This is a genomic window from Pseudorhodoplanes sp. (assembly GCF_050250235.1).
GTDB lineage: Bacteria > Pseudomonadota > Alphaproteobacteria > Rhizobiales > Xanthobacteraceae > Pseudorhodoplanes.
The window spans coordinates 1-26,163 of sequence record NZ_JBFWPA010000065.1; the positions used below are offsets into that span (position 1 = coordinate 1).

General features: G+C 63.2%; 24 protein-coding genes. 12 read left to right on the forward strand and 12 right to left on the reverse strand.

The features are described from left to right. The coding region (locus AB7F49_RS23825; protein ID WP_428526981.1) for a VOC family protein at positions 1-403 on the forward strand (403 nt) is incomplete at its 5' end. Between the two features lie 181 nt (positions 404-584). Here AB7F49_RS23825 and AB7F49_RS23830 read toward each other — a convergent pair. Both AB7F49_RS23830 and AB7F49_RS23835 read right to left on the reverse strand, forming a co-directional pair. Continuing rightward, positions 585-1,712: an FAD-dependent monooxygenase gene (locus AB7F49_RS23830; protein WP_428526983.1), complete on the reverse strand. Its 1,128-nt coding sequence runs from the start codon at positions 1,710-1,712 to the stop codon at positions 585-587. A 156-nt stretch (positions 1,713-1,868) separates the two neighbouring features. Then, positions 1,869-2,867, reverse strand: coding sequence for an ABC transporter substrate-binding protein (locus AB7F49_RS23835; RefSeq protein WP_428526985.1), 999 nt, complete (start codon positions 2,865-2,867; stop codon positions 1,869-1,871). A gap of 198 nt (positions 2,868-3,065) precedes the next feature. Between AB7F49_RS23835 and AB7F49_RS23840 the strand changes: the two genes are divergently transcribed. Both AB7F49_RS23840 and AB7F49_RS23845 read left to right on the forward strand, forming a co-directional pair. Beyond that, entirely contained in the window at positions 3,066-3,890 is an 825-nt protein-coding gene (locus tag AB7F49_RS23840; protein WP_428526987.1) for an ABC transporter ATP-binding protein, read from the forward strand. After that, complete coding sequence (locus AB7F49_RS23845) at positions 3,890-4,681, forward strand: ABC transporter permease (protein WP_428526989.1); 792 nt, start codon at positions 3,890-3,892, stop codon at positions 4,679-4,681. Before AB7F49_RS23840 ends, AB7F49_RS23845 begins: the two co-directional genes overlap by 1 nt. Before the next feature lie 78 nt (positions 4,682-4,759). On the opposite strand, the gene AB7F49_RS23850 is transcribed toward AB7F49_RS23845, so the two are convergent. Then, positions 4,760-5,383, reverse strand: coding sequence for a TetR/AcrR family transcriptional regulator (locus tag AB7F49_RS23850; RefSeq protein WP_428526991.1), 624 nt, complete (start codon positions 5,381-5,383; stop codon positions 4,760-4,762). A gap of 87 nt (positions 5,384-5,470) precedes the next feature. Here AB7F49_RS23850 and AB7F49_RS23855 point away from each other — a divergent pair, with 87 nt between their 5' ends. Then, positions 5,471-6,826: an aromatic ring-hydroxylating oxygenase subunit alpha gene (locus tag AB7F49_RS23855; RefSeq protein WP_428526993.1), complete on the forward strand. Its 1,356-nt coding sequence runs from the start codon at positions 5,471-5,473 to the stop codon at positions 6,824-6,826. Then, positions 6,823-7,323 (forward strand): aromatic-ring-hydroxylating dioxygenase subunit beta, encoded by a 501-nt coding sequence (locus AB7F49_RS23860; RefSeq protein WP_428526995.1) that lies wholly within the window; start codon positions 6,823-6,825, stop codon positions 7,321-7,323. Before AB7F49_RS23855 ends, AB7F49_RS23860 begins: the two co-directional genes overlap by 4 nt. A gap of 7 nt (positions 7,324-7,330) precedes the next feature. Here AB7F49_RS23860 and AB7F49_RS23865 read toward each other — a convergent pair whose 3' ends face one another. The 9 genes from AB7F49_RS23865 to AB7F49_RS23905 form a co-directional block, all read right to left on the reverse strand. Beyond that, the gene (locus tag AB7F49_RS23865) at positions 7,331-8,938 is read right to left on the reverse strand and encodes an aldolase/citrate lyase family protein (RefSeq protein WP_428526997.1); all 1,608 of its coding nucleotides are present in this window, start codon (positions 8,936-8,938) and stop codon (positions 7,331-7,333) included. Positions 8,939-9,084: 146 nt separating this feature from the next. Next, positions 9,085-9,810 carry a hypothetical protein gene (locus tag AB7F49_RS23870; RefSeq protein WP_428526999.1) on the reverse strand — a complete coding sequence of 242 codons (726 nt, stop codon included), beginning with the start codon at positions 9,808-9,810 and terminating at the stop codon, positions 9,085-9,087. A gap of 64 nt (positions 9,811-9,874) precedes the next feature. Continuing rightward, complete coding sequence (locus AB7F49_RS23875) at positions 9,875-11,503, reverse strand: ATP-dependent acyl-CoA ligase (protein ID WP_428527001.1); 1,629 nt, start codon at positions 11,501-11,503, stop codon at positions 9,875-9,877. Positions 11,504-11,513: 10 nt separating this feature from the next. Next, the gene (locus tag AB7F49_RS23880) at positions 11,514-12,617 is read right to left on the reverse strand and encodes an LLM class flavin-dependent oxidoreductase (RefSeq protein WP_428527003.1); all 1,104 of its coding nucleotides are present in this window, start codon (positions 12,615-12,617) and stop codon (positions 11,514-11,516) included. Between the two features lie 74 nt (positions 12,618-12,691). Continuing rightward, positions 12,692-13,384 carry a GntR family transcriptional regulator gene (locus tag AB7F49_RS23885; RefSeq protein ID WP_428527005.1) on the reverse strand — a complete coding sequence of 231 codons (693 nt, stop codon included), beginning with the start codon at positions 13,382-13,384 and terminating at the stop codon, positions 12,692-12,694. 7 nt (positions 13,385-13,391) lie between these two features. Then, positions 13,392-15,239 carry a dipeptide ABC transporter ATP-binding protein gene (locus AB7F49_RS23890; RefSeq protein ID WP_428527007.1) on the reverse strand — a complete coding sequence of 616 codons (1,848 nt, stop codon included), beginning with the start codon at positions 15,237-15,239 and terminating at the stop codon, positions 13,392-13,394. Positions 15,240-15,241: 2 nt separating this feature from the next. Further along, the gene (locus AB7F49_RS23895) at positions 15,242-16,156 is read right to left on the reverse strand and encodes an ABC transporter permease (RefSeq protein ID WP_428527009.1); all 915 of its coding nucleotides are present in this window, start codon (positions 16,154-16,156) and stop codon (positions 15,242-15,244) included. After that, positions 16,122-17,138 (reverse strand): ABC transporter permease, encoded by a 1,017-nt coding sequence (locus AB7F49_RS23900; RefSeq protein WP_428527011.1) that lies wholly within the window; start codon positions 17,136-17,138, stop codon positions 16,122-16,124. Before AB7F49_RS23900 ends, AB7F49_RS23895 begins: the two co-directional genes overlap by 35 nt. Positions 17,139-17,271: 133 nt before the next feature. Further along, the gene (locus AB7F49_RS23905) at positions 17,272-18,810 is read right to left on the reverse strand and encodes an ABC transporter substrate-binding protein (RefSeq protein ID WP_428527013.1); all 1,539 of its coding nucleotides are present in this window, start codon (positions 18,808-18,810) and stop codon (positions 17,272-17,274) included. Positions 18,811-19,304: 494 nt separating this feature from the next. Between AB7F49_RS23905 and AB7F49_RS23910 the strand changes: the two genes are divergently transcribed. From AB7F49_RS23910 to AB7F49_RS23940, 7 genes are all read left to right on the forward strand, one after another. Further along, complete coding sequence (locus AB7F49_RS23910; protein ID WP_428527015.1) at positions 19,305-20,264, forward strand: NADP-dependent oxidoreductase; 960 nt, start codon at positions 19,305-19,307, stop codon at positions 20,262-20,264. Beyond that, positions 20,261-21,424 carry a thiolase family protein gene (locus AB7F49_RS23915; RefSeq protein WP_428527017.1) on the forward strand — a complete coding sequence of 388 codons (1,164 nt, stop codon included), beginning with the start codon at positions 20,261-20,263 and terminating at the stop codon, positions 21,422-21,424. Before AB7F49_RS23910 ends, AB7F49_RS23915 begins: the two co-directional genes overlap by 4 nt. 2 nt (positions 21,425-21,426) lie before the next feature. Then, the gene (locus AB7F49_RS23920; protein WP_428527019.1) at positions 21,427-22,686 is read left to right on the forward strand and encodes an SDR family NAD(P)-dependent oxidoreductase; all 1,260 of its coding nucleotides are present in this window, start codon (positions 21,427-21,429) and stop codon (positions 22,684-22,686) included. A 132-nt stretch (positions 22,687-22,818) separates the two neighbouring features. Further along, a complete protein-coding gene (locus AB7F49_RS23925) occupies positions 22,819-23,613 on the forward strand; it encodes a cyclase family protein (protein WP_428527021.1) in 795 nt (264 codons plus the stop codon). 379 nt (positions 23,614-23,992) lie between these two features. Next, complete coding sequence (locus AB7F49_RS23930; protein WP_428527023.1) at positions 23,993-24,430, forward strand: hypothetical protein; 438 nt, start codon at positions 23,993-23,995, stop codon at positions 24,428-24,430. Then, the gene (locus tag AB7F49_RS23935; RefSeq protein ID WP_428527025.1) at positions 24,408-24,827 is read left to right on the forward strand and encodes a helix-turn-helix domain-containing protein; all 420 of its coding nucleotides are present in this window, start codon (positions 24,408-24,410) and stop codon (positions 24,825-24,827) included. The genes AB7F49_RS23930 and AB7F49_RS23935 overlap by 23 nt, the downstream gene beginning before the upstream one ends. Beyond that, positions 24,824-25,315 (forward strand): hypothetical protein, encoded by a 492-nt coding sequence (locus AB7F49_RS23940; protein WP_428527027.1) that lies wholly within the window; start codon positions 24,824-24,826, stop codon positions 25,313-25,315. Before AB7F49_RS23935 ends, AB7F49_RS23940 begins: the two co-directional genes overlap by 4 nt. Positions 25,316-26,163 lie beyond the last annotated feature (848 nt).

Below are 26,163 nucleotides of genomic sequence, written 5' to 3' on the forward strand. Positions count from 1 at the left end.
GCTGTTCGTGCGCGACCTGGAGAAGGAAGTCGCCTTTTATCAGGCGGTGTTCGGGCTGAAGCATCTCGGCTACGACCACCAGCCGATGGGCTCGGCGGTCTATCTCACCGACGGCACCACCAATCTCGCGCTGATCCGCCCGGGCATGCCGGAGGACAAGTACAAGCCCGGCGCCAACCATTGCGGCTTCCAGGTCGCCGACCTGAAGGAGGCCGAGGCCAATATCGAAAAGTGCGGCGGCTCGTTCTTCTTCGATTTCGGCGACACCAAGCACGGCAATTTCGAGAAGAAGTTCAAGGATCACGACGGCGTGGTGTTCGACATCTCGAAGCATGGCTGGGTCGGAACGGAGACCTACAGCGCGAAGAAAGAAAGCGCGGAGGCGCTGGCGCCGGCGAAGTAATTGCCTTGATGGCGGCCTCTCCGCTCCCCTCCCCCCGCGAGCGAAGCGAGTGGTGGGGAGGGGTCGGGGGTGGGGGGCGCTTAATCAAGTGCCGGCATAAGGACAATCCCCCCACGCGGCTCGCAGCTTCGCTGCTCGCCACCCTCCCCACCGCTTCGCGGGGGGAGGGAAAGAAAGAAACTCACGTCCCCGTCGGCACATGCCGCGCCGTTTTTGTGCGCTGCGCGATCATCCATTTCGACTTGCCGGCGAGCGTCAGGAAGGCGCGGCGCAGCGGCGTCGGCCAGGTTGTCGGCAGTCCGAGGAACACCGATATCCGCTGGGTGTGCTCGGTGAGGGGCCGCTCGTTCTGCTCCCAGACCTTGAGCGCGGTCGCCATGTCCTTCTCGCGGTCGAGATAATAGGCGAGCGACAGCCCGTTCATCATCGAGCAGCCCGCGCCCTGCCCGATATTCGGCGGCAGCGCATGGGCGGCATCGCCCAGCACCGCAACACACCCGGAGGACCAGGACTTGAGCTTCACATATTCGAAGCGGTCGTAGCGTGCGTCATCGCCGATCCGGTCGATCAGGTCCGTCCAGTGCGGAAACGACTGCTTCCAGGACGCCTTGTCGATCGGCGTGCGCCGGCCCACTTCGTCCGAGTGCAGCATGGTGAACGCGATATAGAGTTCTGTCTCGCTCACCGGCGTGTAGAGAATGCGCCGGCTGCCGGACCAGTTCTCGATCGTGGTCCCGCCGTCGCCGGAGGCCATCTCTTCAGGCGTCTTCGGAATCAGCACGCGGATCGCGCCGTCCGGCAACGGCTTGCGCTTCGCCACAAGTCCGAGCGAGTCGCGGATCTTGGAATTGACGCCATCGCCCGCGACGATCAGGTCGGCCTTCAGCCGGCGCCCGTCTGCCATTGTCAGTTCGCCGTCCGGCGTCGCCGCCACCGCTTCGGAGCCGAGCACGATCTCGACGGCGTTCCTGCGCGCGGCGTCCGCCATCGCATTGATAACGCGCTGGCGCACCACGCTGAACACGCGTTTGGAGGGATCCCACCGATGCACCGAAAGCACGCGATTGTGCTCGTCGCGCATCTCGCGGGTATGCGCGAATGGCGCGCCCTTCACCGCCTCGTCATAGGCGCCGAGCTTTTCCAGCACGCGCAGGCCGTTCTCGTAGATGTAGATGCCCGCACCGCTCGGCCGCAATTCCGGCGAGCGCTCGTGAAGCCGCACGCTCCAGCCCCGCTGCGCCAGCGCACCGGCTGCCGCGAGGCCGGAAAAGCCGCCGCCGACGATTTCGGCATGTCGTTTTTTTTGCATGGTCTGTTGAAGTTGTCATTCCGGGACGTCCCGAAGGGACGGACCCGGAATCCATACTCCCGGTGATGGTTATGGATTCCGGGCTCGCATGCCAATAGCGTGTCGAAGACGCGCGTAAACGCGCTTATGGCATGCGCCCCGGAATGACGAAGTCTACTACTTGATGAACTGGTTGGTATAGAGCTCCTCGACCGGGGTCTTCTTCTGGATGAATCCCTTCTCCAGATAGAAATCCTGCAGCTTCGACAGCCGCTCCGGGTTGATCTCGCCGGGCCGCTTCTGATCGACATAGACGAGCTTGGCGTAATAGTTCAGCGCGTCCTTGACCACCTGCTCCTTGCCCTTCCAGGTCGGCACGAATTTCACGAAATCCTCGGCCGCCTTGTTCGGATCGTCCATCACATCCTTCATGCCGCGCATCGCGGCAGTCACGAATTTCTGGACCATCTCCGGGTTCTTCTTGATCATCTCGTCCGAAACTGCGATGCCCTGCGCCAGATGCGGGAAATACTGGTCGGTCGGGATGATCTTGATCTTCGTGCCGGTTGCCTGCACCAGCGCGATCCAGTCCGGCACGCCGGCCATGCCCTGCGACTTGCCGGTGGCGACCGATTCCCACACGCCGGTCGGGCCGGCCTGCTGCACGTTCACGTCGTTCTGGGTCAGCCCGACGCTCGCGAGCAGGCCGATCAGCGCGTAGAATGTCGTGTCCTGGAACGACAAAACGGTGAGCGTCTTGCCCTTCAGGTCGGCCGGCTTTTCCACGCCGGAATCTTCGCGCACGACCGTCTGCATGAAGCCCTTGCCACCGAACAGCGCGACGATCTTCACCGGCACGCCGTTGGCCCGAACCATGATCGGACCGTCGCCGACGATGCCGCCGATCGGCGCATTGCCGGCGCCGACCATCTTTGCAACCTCGACGCCGCCGCGCGCCACCTGGAAGTCGACGTCCAGCCCGGCCTCCTTGAAATAGCCCTTGCCCTTTGCGAGTTGCAGCGGCGCGAAGGCCGGCAGGATCGGCGGTGCCGGAAACAGGTAGGTCACCTTCTCCTGCGCCATTGCCTGCGGTAATGCGAAGCCCGTACCGAGGGCTGCGGCGAAGGCGGCAAACGCCAGTCGTCTGGTGATGGCGGCAGTGGTCGAAGTGGTCATGGACTGGTATCCCTGCTGTGGTGCTTGTGTCGTTGTGCCCCATTCCCGCGGGCGTGACACCCTCGGTTTGGACTTACTATACTCGACAGTCTCGCGGGACGCTACGTGGCGAACCGCTCAACAATTGGTCCGGATGTTGCTCTGCGAAGGTTCACGCTGTCGCGAGCGCAGGTACGCACCAGGCTGGATGGTGGTCGCATGAAGCGGCTCGAATATCGCAAGGTCACGATGCGCTTTGCGGGCGCAAAGGGCACCACCTTCACAGCCATCGAGGATGTCGATTTCTCGGTCGCCGACGGCGAGGTCGTGTCGCTGATCGGTCCCAGCGGCTGCGGAAAGAGCACGCTGCTCAATATCGGGTCAGGGCTCTATTCGCCGAGCATCGGCGATGCCTTCGTCGACGGGGAGCGCGTCGAAGGACCGAACGACCATGTCGCCTTCATGCTGCAGAAGGACCTGCTCCTGCCGTGGCGCACCATCGAACAGAACGTTCTCCTCGGAACCGAAATCCGCAAGCTCAATGCGGCCGACAGCCGGCGCAAGGCGCAAGACCTGCTGGAGGCGTTCAAACTGGGCGAGTTCGCGGAGCGCTACCCGCATCAGTTGTCCGGCGGCATGCGTCAGCGCGCGGCGCTCGCCCGCACGCTCGCGGTGGATCCATCCGTACTCCTGCTCGATGAACCCTTCTCCGCGGTCGACGCGCAGACCCGCATCATGCTGCAGCATGATCTGGCGCAGACGCTGATGAAGGCCAAAAAGACCGCGCTGCTGATCACCCACGACCTGCTCGAAGCCGTGATCCTGTCCGACCGCGTGCTGGTGATGAGCAAGCGGCCGGGCCGTATCATCGACGAGATCGTCATCGACATCCCCGAACGCGACCACCCGCTGAAGCGGCGGCGCGATCCGAAGGTCGCGGGCTATGTCGCGCGCCTTATGGACAAGCTCGACATCGGCGAACACGCCGCCCAGGAAACTCTAAAGGAATCGTCACAGGAAGACGCGCACAAGGAGCCGGCCTGATGGACGCCGACCGCTCTGCGCTCGTCCGCCGCGGCACCATCGCAAGCGTTGCGATGCTGATCGTGTTTCTGGTGGCCTGGGAATGGGGACCGGGACTGCTGAAAATCCCCCCCTATATCGTGCCGCCGCTGTCGGCGACCTTCAGGGAATTCCTGCGGATGTGGGACATCGCCGCGCTCCCCTATCACACCGGCATCACCGCCTTCGAAGTGCTGGTCGGCTTCCTGCTCGGCAGCCTGCTGGGTGCCTTGATGGGCTATCTGCTCGGCATGTCGCCGACCGCGGAATTCGCGCTCTCGCCCTATATTCTCGCTTTGCAGATCGCGCCGAAAATCGCGTTCGCACCGCTGTTCATTCTGTGGATGGGGTTCACCATCTATCCGAAAATCCTGGTCGCGATCCTGATCGTGTTCTTTCCGGTGATGGTCAACGTGCTCACGGCGGTGCGCGGCGTCGATCCCGACCTGATCAATCTCGCGCGCTCGTTCAAGGCATCGCGCTCGCAGATTTTCTGGAAGATCGAGTTTCCCGCATCGCTACCGCCGCTGTTCGCGGGGCTCCGCATCGGCTCGACGCTCGCCGTGATCGGCGTGGTGGTCGGCGAACTCGTGGGGGGCAATTCCGGCTTGGGGTATCTGCTCTCGTTCGGCGAGGGCCAGGGCAATACCGCGATGGTGTTCGTCACCATCATCATGCTCACCGTGGTCGGCGGCATCGCCTATCTGCTGGTGATCCTCGCGGAGCTGCGCGTGCTGCATTACATGCCGAAGCGGGCGGCGGGCGGGATTTAGCCGTCGTCCCCGCGAAAGCGGGGACCCATATCCAGAGCAGTGGTTATGGCCCCGCTCTCGCGGGGGCGACAGCAAAACCTACACCATCACATGCCGCAAGGCTGCGTCGATCCGCGCCTCGACGTCGCGTGCGGACGGTCCCTTGTCGATCCCGAGCAGCATCTTCAGATGCGAATAGCCGCGCAGCAACTCCAGAAATTCCTCCGCTGCACGGCGCGGGTCGCGCACCTTCAGCGCCGGATCGTCGCGATGCCGGATGAAATGGGCTTCGAGCGCGTCGATACAGGCTTGCGGACCGGTCTCGTAGAACAGCCGGCCGAGCTTCGGAAAACGCCGGCACTCCGCAATCACGATGCGATGCAATTCCGCGGTATCGCGTGCGAAAAAGATGTCGGTCATTTTCCGCGCATAGGCACGCAGCGCATCTCGCATCGGTAGCTCGAAAACCGCGTCGATCTCGCCGGTGATGAGTTGGTGGCAGGATTCGGTGATGACGCCCGCGAACAGGTCCTCCTTGCTGCCGAAATGCCGGTAAACGGTCATCTTCGACACGCCTGCGGCCGCCGCGACCTCGTCCATGCTGGCGTCGCCGAAGCCATGCTTGAGAAACATCGCCTTGGCGCCCTTGAGGATCGCCTCCCGCTTCTTGTCGGACAGGCCGTTGCGGCTCCCCGCTGCCGCTTTATCGAGGACAAGGGTCACGATGGTTTAATTCCTGCTTGCTGCAAACGATACTCCACGGTATCGTTTGGTTCAATTCCATTGTGCGTCCGGGCATCGAGGATCGCCATGCAAGCCATATCCCCGAACGATCTCGACGCGGCGGTACAGCCCGCGCGCGTCCACCGCAAACTCTACTCCGATCCGGAGATTTTCAAGCTTGAGATGGAGCGCATTTTCGGCCACGCATGGCTCTATGTCGGCCACGAAAGCCAGGTGCGCAATCCGGGTGACTATTTCCTGACCCAGGTCGGCCGCAAGGCGATGGTGGTCACGCGCGACGAAACCGGCACGCTGCGGGTTCTGCACAATCAATGCGCCCATCGCGGCGCCATGGTGGTGGCGTCGGATTGCGGGCACGCGAAGGAGTTCCAGTGCGTCTATCACGGCTGGACCTATCACCTCGACGGCCGGCTCAAGGCGGTGCCGCTCAATCACGGCTATCCGCAGGATTTCGACACCAAAAGCCCGCGCACCGCGATGACGCAGGTGCCCCGCGTCGAGAGCTATCGCGGCTTCATCTTCATGAGCCAGGCCGCCGAAGGCAAAAGCCTGAAGGAACATCTCGGCTACATGGCGACCTCGATCGACGACATGGTCGACCGCGCGCCCGACGGCGAGATCGAGGCGGCAGGCGGCGTGTTCCGCCACGTCTATAACGGCAACTGGAAGCTCTATCTGGAAAACCTGTGCGACGCCGCGCATCCCTGGTTCACGCACCGCTCCTCGATCGACGCCGCACAGCAGCAGAGCGACGAGGTCTATTCCGACGGAACCGGCGAGATCGCGATCCGGCAGATGCGGCAGAACGGAGCGCCCTATTCGTTCTGGGAAAACCAGGTCGGCATCTGGACCTATCCAAACGGACATTCCTATCTCGGCGACTATCACGACGATTCCAAGCTCGTCGCCGCGATGCAGGACCCGGTGTTCCGCGACTACATCGCGGCGCTGGAGGCAAAAAAGGGCAAGGACGAGGTCAAGCGCATCCTCGAAGTGCGCCGCTGGAATTCCAACATCTACCCGAACCTGTCCTTCATGAGCTCGTTCCAGCAGCTCCGCGTCATCCATCCGCTTGCGGTGAACAGGACGCTGGTCTGCACCTACAATTTCAGGCTCAAGGGCGCGCCGGAGCAGATGTTCCGCAACACCATCGCCTTCGCCAATATCGTGAACGGCACGGGCTCGCTGGTGCTGACGGACGATCTCGAAATCTACAACCGCATCGGCATCGGGCTGGCGAGCGACGGTGCCGACTGGATTGAGATCGGGCGCGGCTATCTCTCCGACGTGCGCGACGAGCATGGCGGGCTGAAAGGCAAGAATTCCACCAGCGAAGTCTATATCCGCAACATGTTCGAGGCCTGGCGCGGCTACATGCTGGGCGAAACCGCGGCCGCCAACGAGATGAAGGCCAGCGCATGACCGCCGTCGCACACAAGGCCGCCGCAGGACTATCGCGCGCCGACGCCGAGGATTTCCTGATCCACGAGTCGCGCCTGCTCGACGAAGCCCGCTTCGACGAGTGGCTCGCGCTGTTCACGGCCGAAGCGCATTACTGGGTGCCGAGCGAACCAAACCAGCAAAGCGCGACCGACACCATCTCGCTGATGTATGACGACCGCCGGCTGCTGGAGACGCGGGTGCGCCGGCTCGCCTCGCCGCGCATCTACTCGCAGGAGCCGCGCTCGCGGACCAGCCGCATCGTCACCAACGTGACGATCGAGGGCGGCGACGGCAATACGGCCGAGGTCCGCTCGAAATTCGTGATCGTGGAATATCGCCGCGAGGAGCAGCGCATTTTCGCCGGCACCTACCGGCATACGCTGGTCTCGACCGGCGGCGACATCCGCATCGCCTTCAAGCGCGTCGATCTTGTCAATTGCGACGCGCCGATGGACGGGCTGGTGGTGCCGTTTTAGCGCCGGACTACGCCGCCGGCACGAGCGCCAGCACGCGCAGCGGACTGCCGGAGCCTTTCTCGATCTTCAAGGGCGTCGTGATCAGGATGGCGCCGGTCGGCGGAAGCTGGTCGAGGTTGCACAGGCTGGCAAGCCCGAACTTGCCCGCGCCATGCATCAGATGATGCGCCGGGAACGCCGGCTCGAACGCAAAGGCCTGACCGGCATCCGTGCCGACCGCTTCCACGCCCCAGCCATTGACGTTGCGCTGCTGCACCAGGAATCGCACCGCCGCGGCCGACGGTCCCGGCACATGCGGCCCGTCTTCCTTCATGTTGAGAAATCGCTCGGGATCGTCGCGCTTCGACCAGTCGGTGCGCATCAGCACCCAGGCCCCGTCGGGGATACGGCCATGCCTGGCCTCCCATGCCTCGATATGTGCGGGCTCCAGCAGGAACTTCTCGTCGGCCTCTGCCTCTTTGGTGCAGTCAATTACAACGGCGGGCGCGATGAAGCGCTGCACCGACACCGTGTCGGTATAGCCGTCGGCATAGTGCTGCCCCGTGACCCAGTGCGCCGGGGCGTCGAAATGCGTGCCGGTATGCTCGCCGCAAGCGATGTTGTTCCAGTACCAGGCCGGTCCGCGCTCGTCGTAGCGCGAAATCTCCGAAATCCGGAACGGATCGGAGGGCGCGAACGGCGGCGGAAGCTGGATCACCGGAGTCGACGGCTTCAGCGTCTGGGTCAGGTCGACGACGCGAATCCGGCCGTCGGCAATGAAGGAGGCAAACTTCAGCAGGAGGTCCGACACGTTGTCATCCTCTTCGTCTTTGGCAAGATAGCCGACCGGAGCGGTCGAGGTCCTGGCGGCCTTCGAGATCTCTCCGCCCTGCCCTGAGAACAGTTTCATCGCGCGGCCGAAGCCGCCCGCCACAATATCGATGTCGTTGGCGACCACCACGATCGGATAGCCGTCCGTGCGGCGCGCGATGGCGCCGTCCACATTGAGCGTGAAAATCCCGCATGCGACATCGGCCGTCTTGCAGGCCTGCAGCACGCTGGCGCAGGCCTCGCCATGCCTGGCATCGACATGCGGAAAGCCGCCGAGCGAGATCGCAAGGTCGCCAGTCCCGATCAGGACGAAATCGACGCCTGGCGTATTGGCGATCGCGGCGGCATTGCGCACGCCGCGGACGGTCTCGACCATCACGCCAACCACGGTGCGGCGGAGGGACTCCAGATAATATTGTCCGAAGTCGCGGCTGAGCGGACGCACGCCGCCGCCCGAACGGGTGCCTTCGGGAGGAAAGCGCGCCGCCGCGACCGCCGCCGCGGCTTCGGCATCCGTCTCGATCAGGGGAACGATGACGCCCTCCGCGCCGGCATCCAGCGCCTGACCGATCGCGAGCGGCGAATTCTCGGCGACCCGCACCAACACCGGCGCCGCCTTCGAAACAAGACCGACCGAGTCTTCGAGCGAGCTGCGATCCCACAATCCATGCTGGGCATCGATCACGATCGCATCCGGCTTCGCATGAGCTGCAAGCTCGAGCACGGCCGACGAGCCAAGCGTCATCCAGAACAGACCGATCGGCTCGCGCTGCCCGATCCGGTGACGCAATGGATTGCCAGACATCACTCAACTCCGCGCGAGCGAAGCCACCGCCCCGCCCATATCCACTCTGTTTGCCGCCTGTATTCTTGTTGTGGCCTTATTCTATCCATTTGCGCCGGCAGTTGTTCATGTTGTATTGCCGCGCGCGGCGCGACAAAGCCTTAAGGTTAATCACGCGGCCGGTAGCGTTCGCCACGCACCGAGACGGTGCGAAACGGGTAATGCGTCGCCGCGCCTTCAAATTCCGGAAATCTGTGGAAGTCCTTTCGCAACGCAGCCCGCACCGGGCTCGCCATCGCAGCATTCATGGCCTCCGGATTGTCCCACACCGTCTTGTTTCGCTGCATCGTATTCCGGACGCCGAACGGCAAGGCCGAGATCACGAGAGCCGGCGTATAGATTTCGATCCTGCGGATTCCGGGAAATTTCGCGAGCAGCGGCGGATGGCCCGTGACATAAAACAGGTGCCATGCGTTCGCGTCCCTCGCGGGGCCCTCGTATTCGACCATGTAGCTGAGGCGTCCGTTCGCGAATTCATCGGCGGCCTCCGCGACCGGATAGCGGCGCGTCAGCATCGCGTGGTGGCTTACGGTCGCATCGGCAAGGCTTGGCAACAAATCCTCGTGCGCCAGCGCCTGAAGATAGCCGTGCGGCTTGAGCGCGTGTTCAAGATCGGCGATCTCGGCGAATTCAAGCTGCAGCACCAGCGCGGGCGAGTTGTGCAGGTCGGCCGCGTAATGCGGATCATGCGCGTGGACCGGCGTCATGATGTGGCCTGCCACAAGCCGCGGGCAACCGCGGATCAGCGCCACCAGTCCTTGATGATCATGCGCGTCGAGGACGGGCTTGCCCCCGTCCTTCGCGTCCCATTGGCAGAACCATGATATGGCCATTTCACTTCCTGTTTGCTTGCGCCAACGGAGCCACCCTGGTTCGGTTGCGCCTTGCGCCCATTGATCACCGCTTCAGCCTGATCCCGGCCGCCTCGCGATCCCAGGTGGCCGCAGACCGTCCCTGCTCGCGCAGCCTGAATTTCTGCACCTTGCCGCTTTCGGTGCGCGGCAATTCGCTGACGAAATCCACGAAGCGGGGGATGGCGAAATACGAAAGTCTTCCCTCGCAGAAGCGGATCAGTTCGGCTCCGTCGAGCGTTGCGCCATCCTTCACGACGATCGCCGTCATCACCTCGTCCTCGGCCAGATCGGACGGCACCGGAAACACCGCCGCAATCTCGACCGAAGGATGCGACATGATCACGCGCTCGACCTCGAACGAGGAGATGTTCTCGCCGCGCCGGCGGATCGAATCCTTCATCCGGTCGATGAATCTGAAATAGCCCCCGGCGTCGCGCACCACGCGGTCACCGGTGTGGAGCCAGAGGTTGCGCCAGGCCTCGACCGTCTTCTCCGGCATTCCGAAATATCCGGTCGCCATCGCAAACGGCGCGTCGGCACGGAGCAGAAGCTCGCCGGGTGTGCCGTCGGGCAGCTCGTTGTCGTCTTCGTCGGCGACCCGTGCGTGGTAGCCGTCGAACACCCTGCCCATCCAGCCGGGCCGGCGCGTATCCATCGTCGTGCCGATCACGGCATTGCTCTCGGTCGCGCCATAGGCATCGAGCAGATAGATGCCGCTGCGCTCGGTGAACATCTCGTGCAGATGCGCCGGCACGCCGGGCGCAAGCGCAACCCTTACCTTGTGCTGCTTCTCCTCGGGACAGGGCGGCCGCGACAGCAGCATCGGCACCATGGCGCCCAGCACGTATGTGACGTTCGCGCCCGATGCGACCAGCGCCGGCCAGAAATTCGAGGCCGAGAACCGCTTTTCCGCGATCAGAGTACCGCCGTTCAGCAGCGCCTGAAAGAAGGCCGCCATGGCATTGACGTGGAACAGCGGCAACGTGGTGTGCAACACGTCGCCGTCGCGAAGTGCGAGCTGGCGCAGCACGTTGAGGCCCCACCAGAAAAATTGCGCATGCGGGCAGCACACCCCCTTCGAAGGCCCCGTGGTGCCGGAGGTGAACAGGATCGTCAGCAGATCGTGCGGTTTGAGCTCGGCCGGGGCAACCGGCTCCGCGCGCGCCGGCAGCGCACGGATCGGAACGTGCTGATGCCGGTCCGGCGTGCTGCCGTCCGGATCGACCACCCAGATGGCCTCGACATCGAGATTCGAAAACCTGACGAATTCCAGCGCCGGCAGCCATTCGCGCTCGAGCACAAGGAGCCGCGCGCCCGACGTCTTCAGCATGTGCTCCAACTGCGGCCCGCGCGCGGCGACATTGATCGGCACCGAGATGGCGCCGATCCATCCGCAACCCAGAAACAGTTCGAGGAATTCGGGACGGTTTCCGCACAGGATCGCCACCCGGTCGCGGCCTCGGATTCCGGCGGCGAGGAACCGCCCGCCACTGCCCGCCGCGAGATCGGCGGCGTCGGCATAGCTCCAGCGCCCATCCCCGCAAGCAAACAGCGCGCGATCACCATGACGCGCGGCCTGCCGCCGCAACATGTCGGGAAGGGTTCGTGCCGCGGGTTCGAAAATGTCGGAAAGATCGGTCACGGCGCTCATGATCGGCACGGTGCCGCGCATGCATCGTCGATCACGCGCATGCGCGCAAACCTGCGTCTTTCATCAGCGGCACAACGGTCTCGCAAAAAAACGGCAATTCGTTCCTGTAATTCACGAACGACAAGGCCGCGCCGTTGAAGCCAGCGGCGGCGAATTTCGAAAGTTCGGACGCGACCCGCTCCGGAGTTCCAACAAGCGGGTAGCTTCCGGTCCCCGCCGAGAAGCGTTGCTTGTAGAGCCTGAAGGCGTCGTCCTCGTGGCTATGGCTGAAATTCTTCTTCTGCTGCATGTGATAGCCGACCGCTTCCTCGTCGATATGCTGCCGCGAATAGTAATCGTAATAGTCCTCGGCCTCTGCTTGAGTTGGCCGGCATACGACATGACCGATAGTGAAGACCCCGATATCACGGTTGAATTTCGCGGCGCGTGCCTTGATGTCGGCGATATGACCCTTGCCGATCTCGATATCGGTAAAGCTTGTGAACAGGTGATCGCAATTCTGCGCTGCGAAATCGCGTCCGGGTGGACCGAAAGCCGCATTCATGGTCACCGGACGCGGCTTCTGCAGCGATGCCGGACGGCTGACCGCGCCCTTCAGCTGATAATATTTGCCGTCGAAGTCGATCGGCCGGTCGTTGTTATAGGTCGTCACGATCACATCGAGCCATTCCTTGGCCTGGACGTAGGCATCCTTGACCAGCGTGACGCCGAACATGTCGAACTCGTCCGGATTCCACCCGCAGACGATGTTCAGTCCGGCCCGTCCGTGGCTGATGTGATCCACGGTCGCGAGCGCCTTCGCCGCATAGAGCGGATGCAGCAGCGGAACATGCACCGTCATGAACAGCGCGATCCGCTCCGTGATCGCGGCGAGGCCGGCGGCCCAGGTGAAGGTCTCGAATGACCATTCGCGCACATTGGTCGAGCCGCCATAGCCGCGCCAGCGCGCGATCGGCAGGAAAAAATCCAGTCCTCCGCGGTCGGCGATGCGGCAGGCCTCCGCCACATCGTCCCACTCCGCTTTCCACGCCTCCGGTACGGTGGAAAAGGTCAGTCCGCGGTCGGCATTGGCCGAGAACACCCCGAGCCTGAAGCCCCCGCTTGCGAGGTCCGACATCGGATTGGCAATTGTCATCGGCCTATCTCGCGCAACTGAACAGTATTCAGTATCCAAAACCTAGTCACTGGCAACCATGCGGGTCAAGGGATTCATGCGGGCGCCGGCTTGCGAAAGAACTGAAGCGCCATCATCACGTGGGTTTCGACGAGGCTTGCCACCGCTTCGGCATCCTCGCGCTGGAAGGCGGCAAGGATGGCACGCATGCGCTCCACCACGTCCTGCCGGACAATGACGCTCGGCAGGGTCTTGAGGCGCACCGCCTGGACGTGATCGCTGAAGCGCAGAATCGCTGCGGCGAGCTGCCTGTTCGGCACCTGCCCGATCCAGGCGCCGCGAAAGCGTGCATTCGCCAGGATGAAGGCGGTGGAATCGCCGGCATTGTCGGCACGCTCGCATTGCTCCAGCGCGTCGAGCATCTGTTCGAGGGCTTCGGCGCTCATATTGGTTGCCGCACCGGCGGCCGCCGCCGGCTCCAGCAGACGCCGGATCGCGAAAATATCCTCGATTTCCCGGTCGCTGAAGCGACGCAGCACGAAGCCGCGTGTGGTGCTCTCGATCGCGCCGTCATGCACGAGCTGCATCAGTGCCTCGCGCACCGGCATCCGCGAAACGCCGAACTCGCTCGCGATATCGACGTCGACCAGGCGGTCCTCGAAGGTGAGCTGGCCGGTGCGAATGCGCTCGCGCAGATGCTCATAAATCTGCTCGCGCAGGCTGACGGCCTTCAGCACTTTCACTTGCGCGTCCTCACCCGTCTTCCGGTTGATCGATCGGTCGCTCATTGGCTGCTCATCGTGGTTCGGCGGCAGGAACCGGCGGCCAGGGCCGGTCGGTATTGTCGGGCGGCACCGCTTCCAGCAGGGCCTTGGTGTAGGGATGCCGTGGGCTTGCGAAGACCGACTCGGTCGGCCCCTCCTCCACGATCTCGCCGGCATGCATCATCAGGATGCGCGAGCACAGATAGCGCACGACCGCGAGGTCGTGACTGATAAATATCATGGTAAGTCCATGTTTGCGGTTGAGATCGAGCAGGCAATTCAGAATATGGGCCTGCACCGACACATCCAGCCCTGACACGATCTCGTCGGCAACGATCAGCTTCGGCCTGGCGCCAAGTGCCCGGCCGATATTGACGCGCTGCCGCTGCCCGCCCGACAATTGTGAAGGAAAGCGTTCGAGGCAATCGGGCGGCAGGCCGGTATCGCGCAGGAGTGAGTCCGCAACCGGCCGGCGTTGCGGCGGTGGCGCGTAGCTCGCCCCGGCCTCCAGCGCCTGGGTCAACAGCCGCAATACGCTGCGCCGTGGATTGAGCGCGGATTGCGGGTCCTGGAAGATCAGTTGGGCGTCGCGATGGGTCAGGTGAACGGCACGGTTTGCAACGGGTTCCATGCCGTTGACCCGGATGGTCCCCTCGCTTGGCGTTTCGAGGCCGACCACCAGCCGGCCCACCGAGGTCTTGCCGCTGCCGCTCTCGCCCACGATTCCCAGAATTTCGCCTGCCCGGACCGAGAAGCTCGCCGACTTCACCGCGTCGAACCGCGATCGCCGCAATCCGAGAAAGCCGCGCCCGGCATGATAGCTCAGCCGCACATTTCTGAATTCGACCGAAGCGGGTGCATCGGCCAGAGCTCCCGGGAGGATAATCGGCTCGCGCATCCCGATGATGTCGGCCTGTTCGCAGCTCTGCGCACATCGCACCCAGTGTCCGCTTCCGACCGCACGCGGAGCGAGACGCGTGCTCACGCAGGCCGCGTCCTTCACCGCGCAGCGCGGGGCGAAACGGCACCCGGTCAGGCCGGCGAAAGCCGCAAGACCCGGCATGTGATCGGAAAGCGCGGGCAACACATGGCGCGGTCCGGTCAGTTCCGGCATCGCCGCCAGCAGACTCTTCGTGTAGGGGTGCGACGGCGCCTTCAGCACGGCCGCCGCGGGGCCGAACTCCACCATGTCGCCCGCATACATCACGCCGACATCGCGGCAGACATGGCCGGCGAGTCGCAGGTCGTGGGTAATGAACAGCAGCGCGGTCCGATGCAACTCCTGCTGCTCCGCAATCAGCCGCACGATGCGCGCCTGCGTCATGACGTCGAGCGCGGTCGTCGGCTCGTCCGCGACCACAAGCATGGGCTCGCCCGCAAATGCCATCGCGATCAGCACGCGCTGGCATTGCCCGCCCGAAAGTTCATGCGGATATCGAAGAAGCGCCTCCTCGGCATTGCGCAATTGAACCTGCTGCAGCCGCTCGATCATCAGGGCGCGCCGCAGGCTCCGGTCGATCCCGAGATGGCGCAGGTGCTCGGAAAACTGCGAGCCGATGGTGCGTACCGGGTTGAGCGCGCTCAGCGGCTCCTGGGGAATGAAGGCAATCCTGCGTCCGAGCAATCCCCGCCGCTCCGGCCTGCCGAGCGCGAGCAGGTCGGCGCCGTCGAAGCGAACCTGCCCGGCGCTGACCGTGAAATTGTCCGGCAGCAGACCGGATATCACGCGCCCGATCATGCTCTTGCCGGCGCCGGATTCGCCCACCAGTCCGACGATATCGCCCTGCGCGAGCGAAAACGAAATGTCCCGCAGCACGTCGACGCCGCGCGACCCGAAGCGGGCGGTCACGGTGACATTGTCGAAGGACAGGACAGCCATCGTCAGATGCTCCGCCGCCGCAGCCGCGGATCGAGTGTGACGCGCAGCCCTTCGCCGAGCAGATTGAAGCCGAGCACCGTGACGAACATCGCCATGATCGGCAGGACGATGCCCCAGGGCGCCTGGTACATGTAGTTGCGCGCCTGCGCGATCATCTGGCCCCAGGCCGGGACGTCCGCGGGAACGCTCAGGCCGACAAAGCTCAGGATCGCCTCGACCACAATCCCGATGCCCACCTGCAGGGTAAACAGGGTGATGATCAGGGGCGCGACGCTCGGCAGGATTTCGCGCAGGATGATACGGGTGTTGCCGAACCCAAGCAGCTTCGCCGCTGCCACGAAATCCTTGCGGGAGACCACCATCACTTCCGAGCGCACCACCCGGCAAAAGCGGGTCCAGTCCACCAGCACGATCGCAAGGATGACGTTCCCAACCCCGGTGCCGAAACCGACCATCAGCGTCACCGACAGCACCACCGGCGGCAGCGACATCCACAGGTCGACAAGATGGCTGATGGCGCGATCGATCCAGCCGCCGAAATAGCCGGCCAGCAGCGCGAGCGTAGTGCCAAGCAGCATCGCGCCGATGGCGGCGACGAAGCCGACCACCAGTGCAACCCGCGCGCCATAGATCATCTGCGACAGGATGCAGCGGCCGAGACTGTCGGTGCCGAAGGGATAGTCGGCGCTGCCGCCCTCCGCCCACATCGGCGGCAGCAGCATGTTCAGCAGATCCTGATTCGCCGGATCGTTCGGCGCGATCTGCGGCGCAAACACCGCGCATATCGCCATCGCGATCACGATCGCCCCGCCGATCACCACCCGCGGTGAACGCACGGCCTGCCGGAGCGCTTCGGCAAGAGCCGAAGGCGGGCGCGAGGGCTCAAGCGCGCCGGAGCTTGGGATTGAGGACGACATACAGGATGTCTACGACCGTGTTGATTGCGAGCGTGGTAATGCAGAACACCAGCGCGATGCCCTGGATCAGCGGCAGATCATGATTGCGAACGGCCTGCACCATCAGGTTGCCGACCCCCGGATAGGAGAAGATGGTTTCGACCAGCAGCGTACCGCCGAACAGGAAGCCGAATTGCGCGCCGATCAGGGTGATGGTCGGCAGCGCGGAATTGCGCAGCATGTGTTGGAGAATGATCTGACGCTCGTTGAGGCCCCGCTGCCGCGCGACCATGACATAATGATCTTCGGACGCCTCGAGCAAGGACGATCGCAGCACGCGGATGACCAGCGGAGAGAAGCCGAGCGCCAGCGCCATCGCCGGCAGGATCAGGTGCGACAGCGCATTCTGCCAATAGCCCCATTGCAACGCGACGAAATAGTCGATCAGCAGAAATCCGGTGCCGTCCGGAATCACGATTCCGGAATCGACGCGTCCGGAAAACGGCAGCCAGCCGAGCATCACGCCGAACCCAAGCAGCAGGAAGATCGCCCAGAGAAACGACGGGATCGACAGCATGCACACGACGAGGACATCGAGAATGTTTTCGAGCACGGTTCCGCGTGTGCCGTAAAGCAGGAGACCGCCCGGAATGCTGATGAGGAGCGCGAAGGACAAGCCGACAAACGACAGTTCGAGCGTCGCCGGCAGGCTGTTGGCCAGAAGCCGCGTGACAGGTTCACGAAATGCGATCGAATTTCCGAGATCGCCGGAAAGAGCATCACGCAGCCAGATCATGTATTGCACGACGATCGAGCGGTCGAGCCCGAGCGCGTGGCGCACGGCTTCGGCGTCGGCGGGCGTCGCGTTGGGTGGCAGCAGCAGCGCCAGCGGATCGGCAGGCAGCGCCCGCAGCACGAAGAACACCACCATCGACAGCAGCAGCACGGTCGGGACCGCGCCCGCCAGTCGCCTTGTCGCGACGTTGATCAGAGACTTGAACATGCCGGCCGCTCAAGCGCAGAGCGGAGCCGCAAGGCTCCGCTCATTCCCGCGAAGGCGGGAATCCAGTGCTTCAGATCTGGGTCCCCGCCTTCGCGGGGACGAGCGGATCGCAAGCAACGCGCCCCCTTCAGCCTTACGTCGTCCGCTTGGCTTCCGCCGGCAGCACATAGCCCTGCGAATAGGTCGGAATCGACACGGTCTTCTTGGTGACCATGTTCGCCACCGGCTGCAGCAGCGGAATGCTCCAGGAATTGTCCGACGCGTCCTTGTTGAGCGCGCGATAGCCCGCAAGACGTTCGTCGCCGAGCTTCATCGCGAACAGCTTGGCGATCCGCTCGCCGTTGGCCGGTTCTTTCCAGGCGGAGAAGCGCAGCGCCGGATTGAGGATACGGCCGGAATAGTTTTCCGGGTCGCCGGTCGCGTTGGCCCAGCTATACAGCATGATCCCCGGGAGCTTCGCGGCGTGATTGAGCTCCATGTATTTCGCGATGGTGATTTCCTCGATCTTCACGTCGGCACCGATCTGCCGCCACATCTGCGCGATCGCCTGCGCGATTTCGTAGTCGTTCGGGAAGGTGCCGTTGGTGGTGGCCAGCGTCATCTGCAACGGCTTGGCCTTGCTGTAGCCGGCCTTGGCCAGCGTCTCGGTCGCCTTCTTGCGGTCGAACGGGAAGCTGTAACCCGGCACGTCGCCGCTGGAACCCGGCGTTGCCAGCACCTGCAGGGGCTTTGCAAGATTATTGAAGAACGCCTTGGCGAGCGCTGCCTTGTCGATCGCCATGTGCAGCGCCGTGCGCACGTCCTTGTTCTGATAGATGTCCACATAGCTCGGAATCTGCATCATGTAGATTTCGGCCTGCGGGAACATGCTGACATTGAGCTGCGGATTCTTCTCCAGGCGCACCGCCTCGCGGAACGGCAATTGCACGGCGACGTCGACGCGGCCCGACTCGATCGCGGCAACGCGCGTCGAGGATTCCGGCAGCACCTGGAAGGTTACGCTCTTGATCGCCGGAGCGCCGCCCCAGTACTTGTCGAAGGCTTCGAGGACGATGCGCGAGCCGCGCTGATAATCCACGAGCCTGTAGGGCCCGGCGCCGATCGGCTTTGCCAGAAAGCCTTCGTCGCCAACCTTCTCGTGATAGGCCTTGGGAAGGATGTAGACGCCGAGGAAGCCGAGATAGAAATCAGCCGACGGCGAGGGCTTGGAATAGACCAGCACGGCTTGCGTCGGCGACTTTATCTCCACGTCCATCAGGTCCTGGAGCATTCCGGCGATCGCAAGCCGCTTGTCCTTCTTGCGCGTCAGCCAGCTGTATTTCACGTCTTCCGTGGTCAGCTTCGAACCATCATGGAAGAAGATGTCGTCGCGCAGATTGATTTCCAGCCGCGTATTGGCGTCGTCGAGCCATTTGCGCGAGGCGATCTGGCGCGGCTGCAGCTTCTGGTCCGAGGACCAGTGCAGCGGCGAGTCATAGACGCATTTGAAGATCGACTGGCCGACCGGGAAGGTCACCGCGGTCGGGTCCCAGCTCTGCAGGTCCGCCATGAACGCGATGTTCAGTGTATCGGCCGATTGCGCGCCGGCGATATGCGGCAGAAACGCCGCGGCCGGCAGGCCGAGCATCAATGATACGAATTCGCGTTTGCTCAGTTCGGTCTTCGCGCTCATCGTGTTCCCCTGTTCTTCGTGGTGTCACGTGTTGGCCCGTCCGCGGGCGATGTGGCCGGCAGAGTGATCCCTTAAGTGTCGCGTCGGCAAGTTACGGCTTGGCAAGTTACGGCTTGGCAAGTTACGGCTTGGCAAGTTACGGCTTGGCAAGTTACGGCTTGGCAAGTTACGGCTTGGCAAGTTACGGCTTGGCAAGTTACGGCTTGGCAAGTTGGCTTTGGCAACAGACGACAGGTTTGCAAATTGCATGCCCTGCCTGGATGCGCGGTGCGAGCACAGGCGTAAGATCGCGCGCGTCCGCGATGGCCCAATTCGATCACCATTGGACGATCGCCGCGCAAGCCCCTCGTCCCGTCCTGTGCCGCATGACTGTCCACCATCGCCGCAAGCCGGAAGTCCGGCGATCAAGGCTTGCTGGAATTAGTATACTGTATGTTATTGTTCGCCCGTCAAGCGTCGCATCTGGGCAGACGCATTCCGCGATCACAGTGTAAATGGGCATCATGCGCGCGATCGAATTCAAGGCTTACGGCGGCCCCGAAGTGCTGCAATTGCAGGATGCGTCAGCACCGGTTCCGGGCGACGGCGAGGTGCTGATCGACGTCCACGCCGTCAGCGTCAATCCGGTTGACTGGAAAATACGCTCCGGCCGCATGGCCGGTGGCGCCGCGCTGGCGTCGGCCATGATCACCGGACGGGATGGCGCGGGTGTGGTTACGGCGGCCGGGCCGGGCACCGATCCGGCATCTGTCGGACGGCGCGTCGCATTCCTCGCCCCTCGCGGAAGAGGCACCTGGGCCGATCAGGTCACCATGCCGGATGCCAATATCGCTCTCATTCCCGATGGCGTGTCCTTCCCCGATGCGGCTGCCGTACCGCTCGCCGGAACGAGCGCCTGGATCCCGCTGGTCGACATCGCCAAGGCCGGACCGGGGATGCGGGTGCTGATCCATGCCGGCGCGGGCGGCGTTGGCTCGCTCGGCATCCAGATCGCGCGTGCCCGCGGCGCCCATGTGATCGCGACCTGTTCGGAACGGAACGTCGATTTCGTAAGATCGCTCGGCGCGAATGAAGTGATCGCCTATGACCGCACGCCGTTTGAAGATGCGGCGCGCAACGTCGACGTGGTATTCGACACCATGGGCGGCGACGTCCATGACAGATCATACAAGGTGCTCAGGCGCGGTGGCCTGATGGTCTGCCTGATGGCCGAACCGTTCACCGATCGCGGCGCCGAACATGGTGTCACCGTAACGCAGGCACAGGTGTTGCCGCGACAGGACATCCTCGACGCGCTTCTGAAGATGATGGCGGATGGAAGCTTGCGCGTTCCGGTCGAGGCCATACTGCCGTTTGCGGACTTCCGGCGCGCGCAGGAGCTGTCCCAAGGAGGCCGCGTGCGCGGCAAGATCGTGCTGCGGCTTCGCGATCCGGATGGATCGATCGCCGCATGACGGCGGCCGCCTATCAGGGCGTCGTGGTCGCGGCTCCGGTCAGCATTCCCTATGTCCGCTATTCGACCAGGGAAGCGCACTGGTTTCTGGCGCGCGCGCTGTCGGGATTGCTGAAAGCCTCCGGCCTGCGGAAGGACGACCTCGACGGCCTCGGTGTTTCAAGCTTCACATTATTCCCCGACACCGCGGTCGGGCTGACGCAACATCTCGGCCTCTCGCCGCGCTGGCTCGATCATCTCCCTTATGGCGGCGCCAGCGGCGTCATCGCGCTGCGGCGCGCCGCGCGCGCGGTGCAATGCGGCGATGCGAGCGTGGTGGCCTGCGTCGCAGGCGACACCAACCATGTCGATTCCTTCCGGCTCAATCTCGCGAATTTCTCCCGCTTCGCCCGGGACGCGGTCTATCCGCTGGGCTCCGGGGGGCCGAATGCGAACTTCGCGCTGCTCACCTCGCATTACATGCAGACCACCGGCGCAACACCGGCCGACTTCGGCAAGCTCTGCGTCGCCCAGCGCGACAATGCGCTACGGTTTCCGTCGACGCTGTTCAAGCGCCCCCTCACCCTCGACGAATATCTCGATGCCCGCCCGATCGCCGATCCGCTGAAGCTGTTCGATTGCGTCATGCCCTGCGCGGGTTCCGAAGGCTTCCTGGTGATGACCGAGGACCACGCAAAGAAGCTCGGCATCCCCCATGCCCGCATTCTTGGCACCATCGAGCGGCACAACGCGTTCGCCGCTGACGCGATCCAGTTCCGCGGCGGCTGGGCGGTGGATCAGGATCACCTCTACGCGCAGGCCGGGTTCGGTCCCCCGGATATCGACGTGCTCGAAGTCTACGACGATTATCCGGTGATCAACTGCCTGCAATTCGAGGGGCTGGGCTTCTGCCGCGAAGGCGAAGCGCCAGCCTTCATCCGAAAGCACACCTTCACCATCGAGGGTTCGCTCCCCTTCAATACCTCCGGCGGCCAGCTCTCGGTCGGACAGGCCGGCGCCGCCGGCGGCTTCCTCGGTCTGGTGCAGGCGTTGCGCCAGGTCACCGGGCAGGCGCTGAGGACGCAAGTTCAGCATGCGCGACACGCGCTGGTCAGCGGCTTCGGCATGATCAATTACGATCGCGGCCTGTGCACCGGCGCGGCCATCCTCGGTCGGGCGTAACCATGGCCGACGCCCTCAAACGTCCGGCCCCGCGCAACCCGGTCCTGCCGTTGCGGCTGCCGACGCTGCCGCCCGGCGCGCGCAGCAGAGCGGCATTGCGCATGACCGCATCGGTCGCAGAAGGCCGCTTCGAGCTGCAGGCCTGCCACGATTGCGGACAGGTGCAATATCCGCCGCGCGATGCCTGCGCGAATTGCCTCTCCGTGCGCCTCGAATGGAAGCCCGTCTCGGGACGCGGCGATCTGATCTCGGAGACGCTGCTGCATCATTCCAATGAACTCTATTATCGCGCGCGGGTGCCGTTGCGGCTCGGCCTTGTCCGCCTCGACGAGGGCGTCACATTGCTCGCGCATCTGCATGGCGACTGCCCCACGGCACAAGCCGGCGAAACCACGCCGGTACGCCTGCGCGCGCATCTCGACAAGGCCGGTCAGGCGACGCTGATCGCGCTGCCCGCAACCGACACACCCCATATGGCCGACGACAGGATGCTGCGAGAGATGACCTCCGATCCGAAATTCAGGAAAGTCCTGGTCACCGACGGCAAGAGCGCGACCGGACAGGCGCTGGTGAAATCCCTCGTCGAAGCCGGCGCCGACATCGTCTGGGCCGGCGTGGCCGAGCCTTGGAAGATGCCACCCGGCTTCGACGCAATCGCTAGGCTCCCCAACGTCACCGTCGTACCGCTCGAACTCACCGACGCGCGGTCGGTGGAGGAACTCGCCGGCTCGATCGGCGGCAAGGTCGATATCCTTGTCAGCAATGCGGACTTCCATCGCAATCACGGCATCGCCGATCGCCGCGGCACCGAGACCGCACGGGCCGAGATGGACGTCAACTATTTCGGCCTGCTGCGCCTCGCGCAAAGCTTCGGGCCGGCCTTGCGCGCGCGTGCGGCAGAGGGAAGCGTGCCCGCCGCCGCATGGGTCAACATTCTGTCGATCCATGCGCTCTCGGCGCTGCCCGGCCAGGGCACCTTCTCGGCGTCAAAAGCCGCGGCCTTCTCGCTGTCGCAGACACTGCGCGCGGAGATGCGCGCGGCCGGCATCCGCGTCGTTAATGTGTTTCCCGGTCCGATCGACGACGAATGGACGCAAACCGTGCCGCCGCCGAAACTCGCTCCGGCCGCGCTCGCGAAGGCCATCGTGAAAGCGCTGCGAGACGGCGTCGAGGACATCTATCCGGGCGACGTGGCGCAGGACCTGTTCGCCAAGTGGCAGGAAAGCGCCAAGGTGCTCGAGCGCGAAATGTGGGATCAATAAATTGACGGGCGCGATAGCATCTCAGCCGCTCGTCCCCGCGCAGGCGGGGACCCAGCGCGACAGATTCTGGATGCCCGCCTTCGCGGGCATGAGCGGACTTCGGACGGCGCGGTGCGCTCAGGACAAATTCGCATGAGCGCCGACACGCCCGCACACGTCCTTGCGAAACTGACCGAGGCGCTGACCACCCAGCGCCTGCGCATCGTCGATCTGACGCAGACGCTGTCGCCCGGCTTTCCGCAGATCGTGCTGCCGCCGGAATTCGACCAATGCGCGCCGTTCCGCATCGAGGAGATTTCGCGCTGCGACGAGCGCAATCCGGACTGCTACTGGAACAACATCTCGTTCGGCGAGCATACCGGCACGCATTTCGATGCGCCGATGCACTGGATCACCGGCCGCGATCTGCCCAATGCCGCAACCGACTCGCTGCCGCCCCGCTCGTTCATCGCGCCGGCCTGTGTGGTGGATTGTTCGGCGCAGGCCGCGCGCGATGCGGATTTCCTGCTCACCGTCGACCGGCTGCGCGCATGGGAATTGCAGCACGGCCGCATTCCCGAAGGCGCGTGGCTCCTGATGCGCACCGACTGGTCGAAGCGAACGGATCCGGTCGCCTATCAGAATTTCGATGCGGCCGGCCAGCACACGCCGGGGCCCGATGTCGCGGCGGTGGAATTCCTGGTGCATGAGCGCGGCGTTCTCGGCTTCGGCTCGGAGACCATCGGCACCGATGCCGGACAGGCGGCGCATTTCCGCCCGCCCTATCCGTGCCACGCCATCATGCACGGCAACGGCAAGCTCGGCCTGCAATGCCTGTGCAATCTCGACCTCTTGCCGCCGACCGGCGCGATCGTGATCGCCGCGCCGCTGAAGATTTTGCACGGGAGTGGAAGTCCCGTGCGCGCGGTGGCGTTGGTGGCACGTTAAGACCGCATACTTTCCTCCAGCGGGAAGAGCGTCTTGCGCAAGGAGCGGGGCCCCAGTGCCGATGAGCCGCAACTGCCGTTTCTGAAACAGGCACGATAGGACCGGGTCTCGTTCCGAGGATGCTTTGAGCGGAGCGAAACCCATCGTTGCGGAAGCGGCGGGGCTTTCTCAAATCGCTCAAAGGTGTACTTTGTGCAATCATAAACGCTTAGTTGAGAACAAACTAAGGCGATCTATAATTTTCAACAATAGAATCAATCAACTAGGGAATTAGTTGACTTTTAACACAACATCCCTACGTTTGCAGCGGGCGCTTGAGCGCAAAGCGCTTCTTGTTCGAGAGCCGCTACGGCCTCGGACGCCTGTGGTGGCACCACGAGTGTTGCTCGTAACGCCAGAGATCGATGCGATGCTCGACGGTCACACTCACCTCGGAGTCTTTCCGACGATAGAGGCCGAGATTCTTTTCGGAGTCTTTTCAGCCGGACACTTGGTGAGGCTGAGCCGCAAGAAAACAAAGCAAAAGCCCGATCTCGAGATGCTCGATGGTTACGACGAAGTCTGGGCAATGTGCATCAGAAAACCAAGGCCTGGGTGGCGCATTCTTGGCCGTTGGTTCGATGAAATTGAAGGCCAAAGAGTCTTCGTAGCGCTGCGTGCGTGGGACAAGAACAAGCTATTCGCCACCTATCCGACGGCGGCGCAGGAAGTGACCGACGACTGGGATGAGTTGTTCGGAGGGATTTCCCCAAAACGAGCAACCGAACTCGGTGAATATGTAGGTGGAGTGTACAATGATCTCGACAAACCGACGTAAGTCTGATCCGAAATTTCTGCGAGCTTACGAGCGTGGGATGCTCCGCTCTGCGTTCGTCAGCCTGTTCTGGGCAATCTTTCAGTTCAGGAAGGACAAGAATGGCCTTACGCTTGTGGCTCTGGCCAAGATGATAAACGCCAACAAATCTGAAGTATCACGATGGTTCAAGGGCGACCCAAATTGGACCGTGAACACGATTGCGGGACTTGCTCACGCGCTTGATGTCGAACTTGAAATCAGAGCGCGGGATCGCACTTCCAGCATTATCTTCACTCCCGCAGGAATCGAAAAGCGAACTCATCCGCAGGCGCCGACGACCGAAAGTGCTCATCCTACTTTCGTAATTCCGGTCATCGAGAAATCCCCAGTTGGCGTAGACGTAAGATCAGTAGCATGAAGATTTTGCATCATCCCGACTATTTCGGAAGCGTTATTTTTTGTGACGACATTCGTCACGAGATTGGTGGCAAATTCAGCTTCATTGGCGTGTATAGCGGAGCGATGCAAATTCATGGCGACACTCCATTTCCTTGCGTGTTGCCAAAACTTGGAATCAGCGCGTCGTACTCTCAGGCGATTGATGCCGTCGTCATCCCCATAAAATTTCTGGTCTACTTGCCTGGAGAAACGGACAATCCATCGATTGTGTTTGACGCTCCTGCGGAGGCCGTCGAACAAGCAATTCAACAGGCATTGGCGAAGGAGAAACGTGAAAAAGAAAGCCTCGACCAGGACGAGCCACGCTTGTACGCGCAGGTTGGAATAAACGCGATATTGTCGCCGTTAAAAATTGAGAATTCCGGAAACCTCCGAGTTCGTGTCACTCGCGAAGATGATCTCGTAAGGCTCGGATCAATCAAGATCGAGGCTGCTCCCAAGAAATAGGCTTTACCCTTCCTGCCTGCATGGGCCGCTCCAGATATCTATGAAAGAATTGGACGTCGACACCACGAGCCCTCCATAGGATCAAATTCCTCATTTCCGCCATCTTCCCCTGTTCTACTCCGTCCTGTCCCGTCCCGAGCAAGGGGCGTTTCATGAGCGTCGCGAGACGCGGGGCGGGATGCGGTGGCCGTGTACGCGCGATAAGACGTGTCGCGTCATACGGAGGCCCAAGCTGCGATGATCCGGCTCACCGGCCGTGGGTCACCAGCGGAGGATAGCAAGACGAGCCGCCCGGCGATGCCGGTCAACGGTGTATGTCCTCCGGGGTTGTCGCAGAGCAAGCCTGCAAACACCGCGCGCGGAACGCCGACGTTTTCGGCGGTCCGTGGTGACTACCTGCTCATGCGCTTTCACACCTAGCGCATGGGGCCATGGGCTTGGCTGAAGGCCCGGCGTTCCGCGCGCCCTTGCATCGTGCGAGGGAGGGAATGCGAGATGGGACTACGGGCGCGCCCGCGCCGTCACAAAAACAGGGCCGCGCAAGCGCGTCCGCTGCAAATAACAGGGAGGACGGAGCTTTGTCTTGCACACCCTCACCGCACACACGGTCTTCACCCTTCCCACCCGGGTCGCGCCGAAGGCGCGCCCGGGCGCAGGCTCATGTGGGGAGGGTCGGCGAGCATCGAACCACGTGAGATGCGAGCCGGGGTGGGGCAGCGAGGATAACAACGACGACCCCCACCCCCCCCACCCAACCAACACACAATCGCCCGACCCTCCCCACAAGGGGGAGGGTAAGAAGCGGCTCCCTTGCCCTCGCCTGCCCATCGCCGCATAGTCCGCGCCGT

Coding starts and splice junctions, on each gene's coding strand:
- AB7F49_RS23830 (WP_428526983.1), bottom strand. CDS start 1,712: ATGCAAAAAAAACGACATGCCGAAATCGTCGGCGGCGGCTTTTCCGGC.
- AB7F49_RS23835 (WP_428526985.1), bottom strand. CDS start 2,867: ATGACCACTTCGACCACTGCCGCCATCACCAGACGACTGGCGTTTGCC.
- AB7F49_RS23840 (WP_428526987.1), top strand. CDS start 3,066: ATGAAGCGGCTCGAATATCGCAAGGTCACGATGCGCTTTGCGGGCGCA.
- AB7F49_RS23845 (WP_428526989.1), top strand. CDS start 3,890: ATGGACGCCGACCGCTCTGCGCTCGTCCGCCGCGGCACCATCGCAAGC.
- AB7F49_RS23855 (WP_428526993.1), top strand. CDS start 5,471: ATGCAAGCCATATCCCCGAACGATCTCGACGCGGCGGTACAGCCCGCG.
- AB7F49_RS23860 (WP_428526995.1), top strand. CDS start 6,823: ATGACCGCCGTCGCACACAAGGCCGCCGCAGGACTATCGCGCGCCGAC.
- AB7F49_RS23865 (WP_428526997.1), bottom strand. CDS start 8,938: ATGTCTGGCAATCCATTGCGTCACCGGATCGGGCAGCGCGAGCCGATC.
- AB7F49_RS23870 (WP_428526999.1), bottom strand. CDS start 9,810: ATGGCCATATCATGGTTCTGCCAATGGGACGCGAAGGACGGGGGCAAG.
- AB7F49_RS23875 (WP_428527001.1), bottom strand. CDS start 11,503: ATGCGCGGCACCGTGCCGATCATGAGCGCCGTGACCGATCTTTCCGAC.
- AB7F49_RS23880 (WP_428527003.1), bottom strand. CDS start 12,617: ATGACAATTGCCAATCCGATGTCGGACCTCGCAAGCGGGGGCTTCAGG.
- AB7F49_RS23885 (WP_428527005.1), bottom strand. CDS start 13,384: ATGAGCGACCGATCGATCAACCGGAAGACGGGTGAGGACGCGCAAGTG.
- AB7F49_RS23890 (WP_428527007.1), bottom strand. CDS start 15,239: ATGGCTGTCCTGTCCTTCGACAATGTCACCGTGACCGCCCGCTTCGGG.
- AB7F49_RS23895 (WP_428527009.1), bottom strand. CDS start 16,156: ATGTCGTCCTCAATCCCAAGCTCCGGCGCGCTTGAGCCCTCGCGCCCG.
- AB7F49_RS23900 (WP_428527011.1), bottom strand. CDS start 17,138: ATGTTCAAGTCTCTGATCAACGTCGCGACAAGGCGACTGGCGGGCGCG.
- AB7F49_RS23905 (WP_428527013.1), bottom strand. CDS start 18,810: ATGAGCGCGAAGACCGAACTGAGCAAACGCGAATTCGTATCATTGATG.
- AB7F49_RS23910 (WP_428527015.1), top strand. CDS start 19,305: ATGGGCATCATGCGCGCGATCGAATTCAAGGCTTACGGCGGCCCCGAA.
- AB7F49_RS23915 (WP_428527017.1), top strand. CDS start 20,261: ATGACGGCGGCCGCCTATCAGGGCGTCGTGGTCGCGGCTCCGGTCAGC.
- AB7F49_RS23920 (WP_428527019.1), top strand. CDS start 21,427: ATGGCCGACGCCCTCAAACGTCCGGCCCCGCGCAACCCGGTCCTGCCG.
- AB7F49_RS23925 (WP_428527021.1), top strand. CDS start 22,819: ATGAGCGCCGACACGCCCGCACACGTCCTTGCGAAACTGACCGAGGCG.
- AB7F49_RS23935 (WP_428527025.1), top strand. CDS start 24,408: ATGATCTCGACAAACCGACGTAAGTCTGATCCGAAATTTCTGCGAGCT.
- AB7F49_RS23940 (WP_428527027.1), top strand. CDS start 24,824: ATGAAGATTTTGCATCATCCCGACTATTTCGGAAGCGTTATTTTTTGT.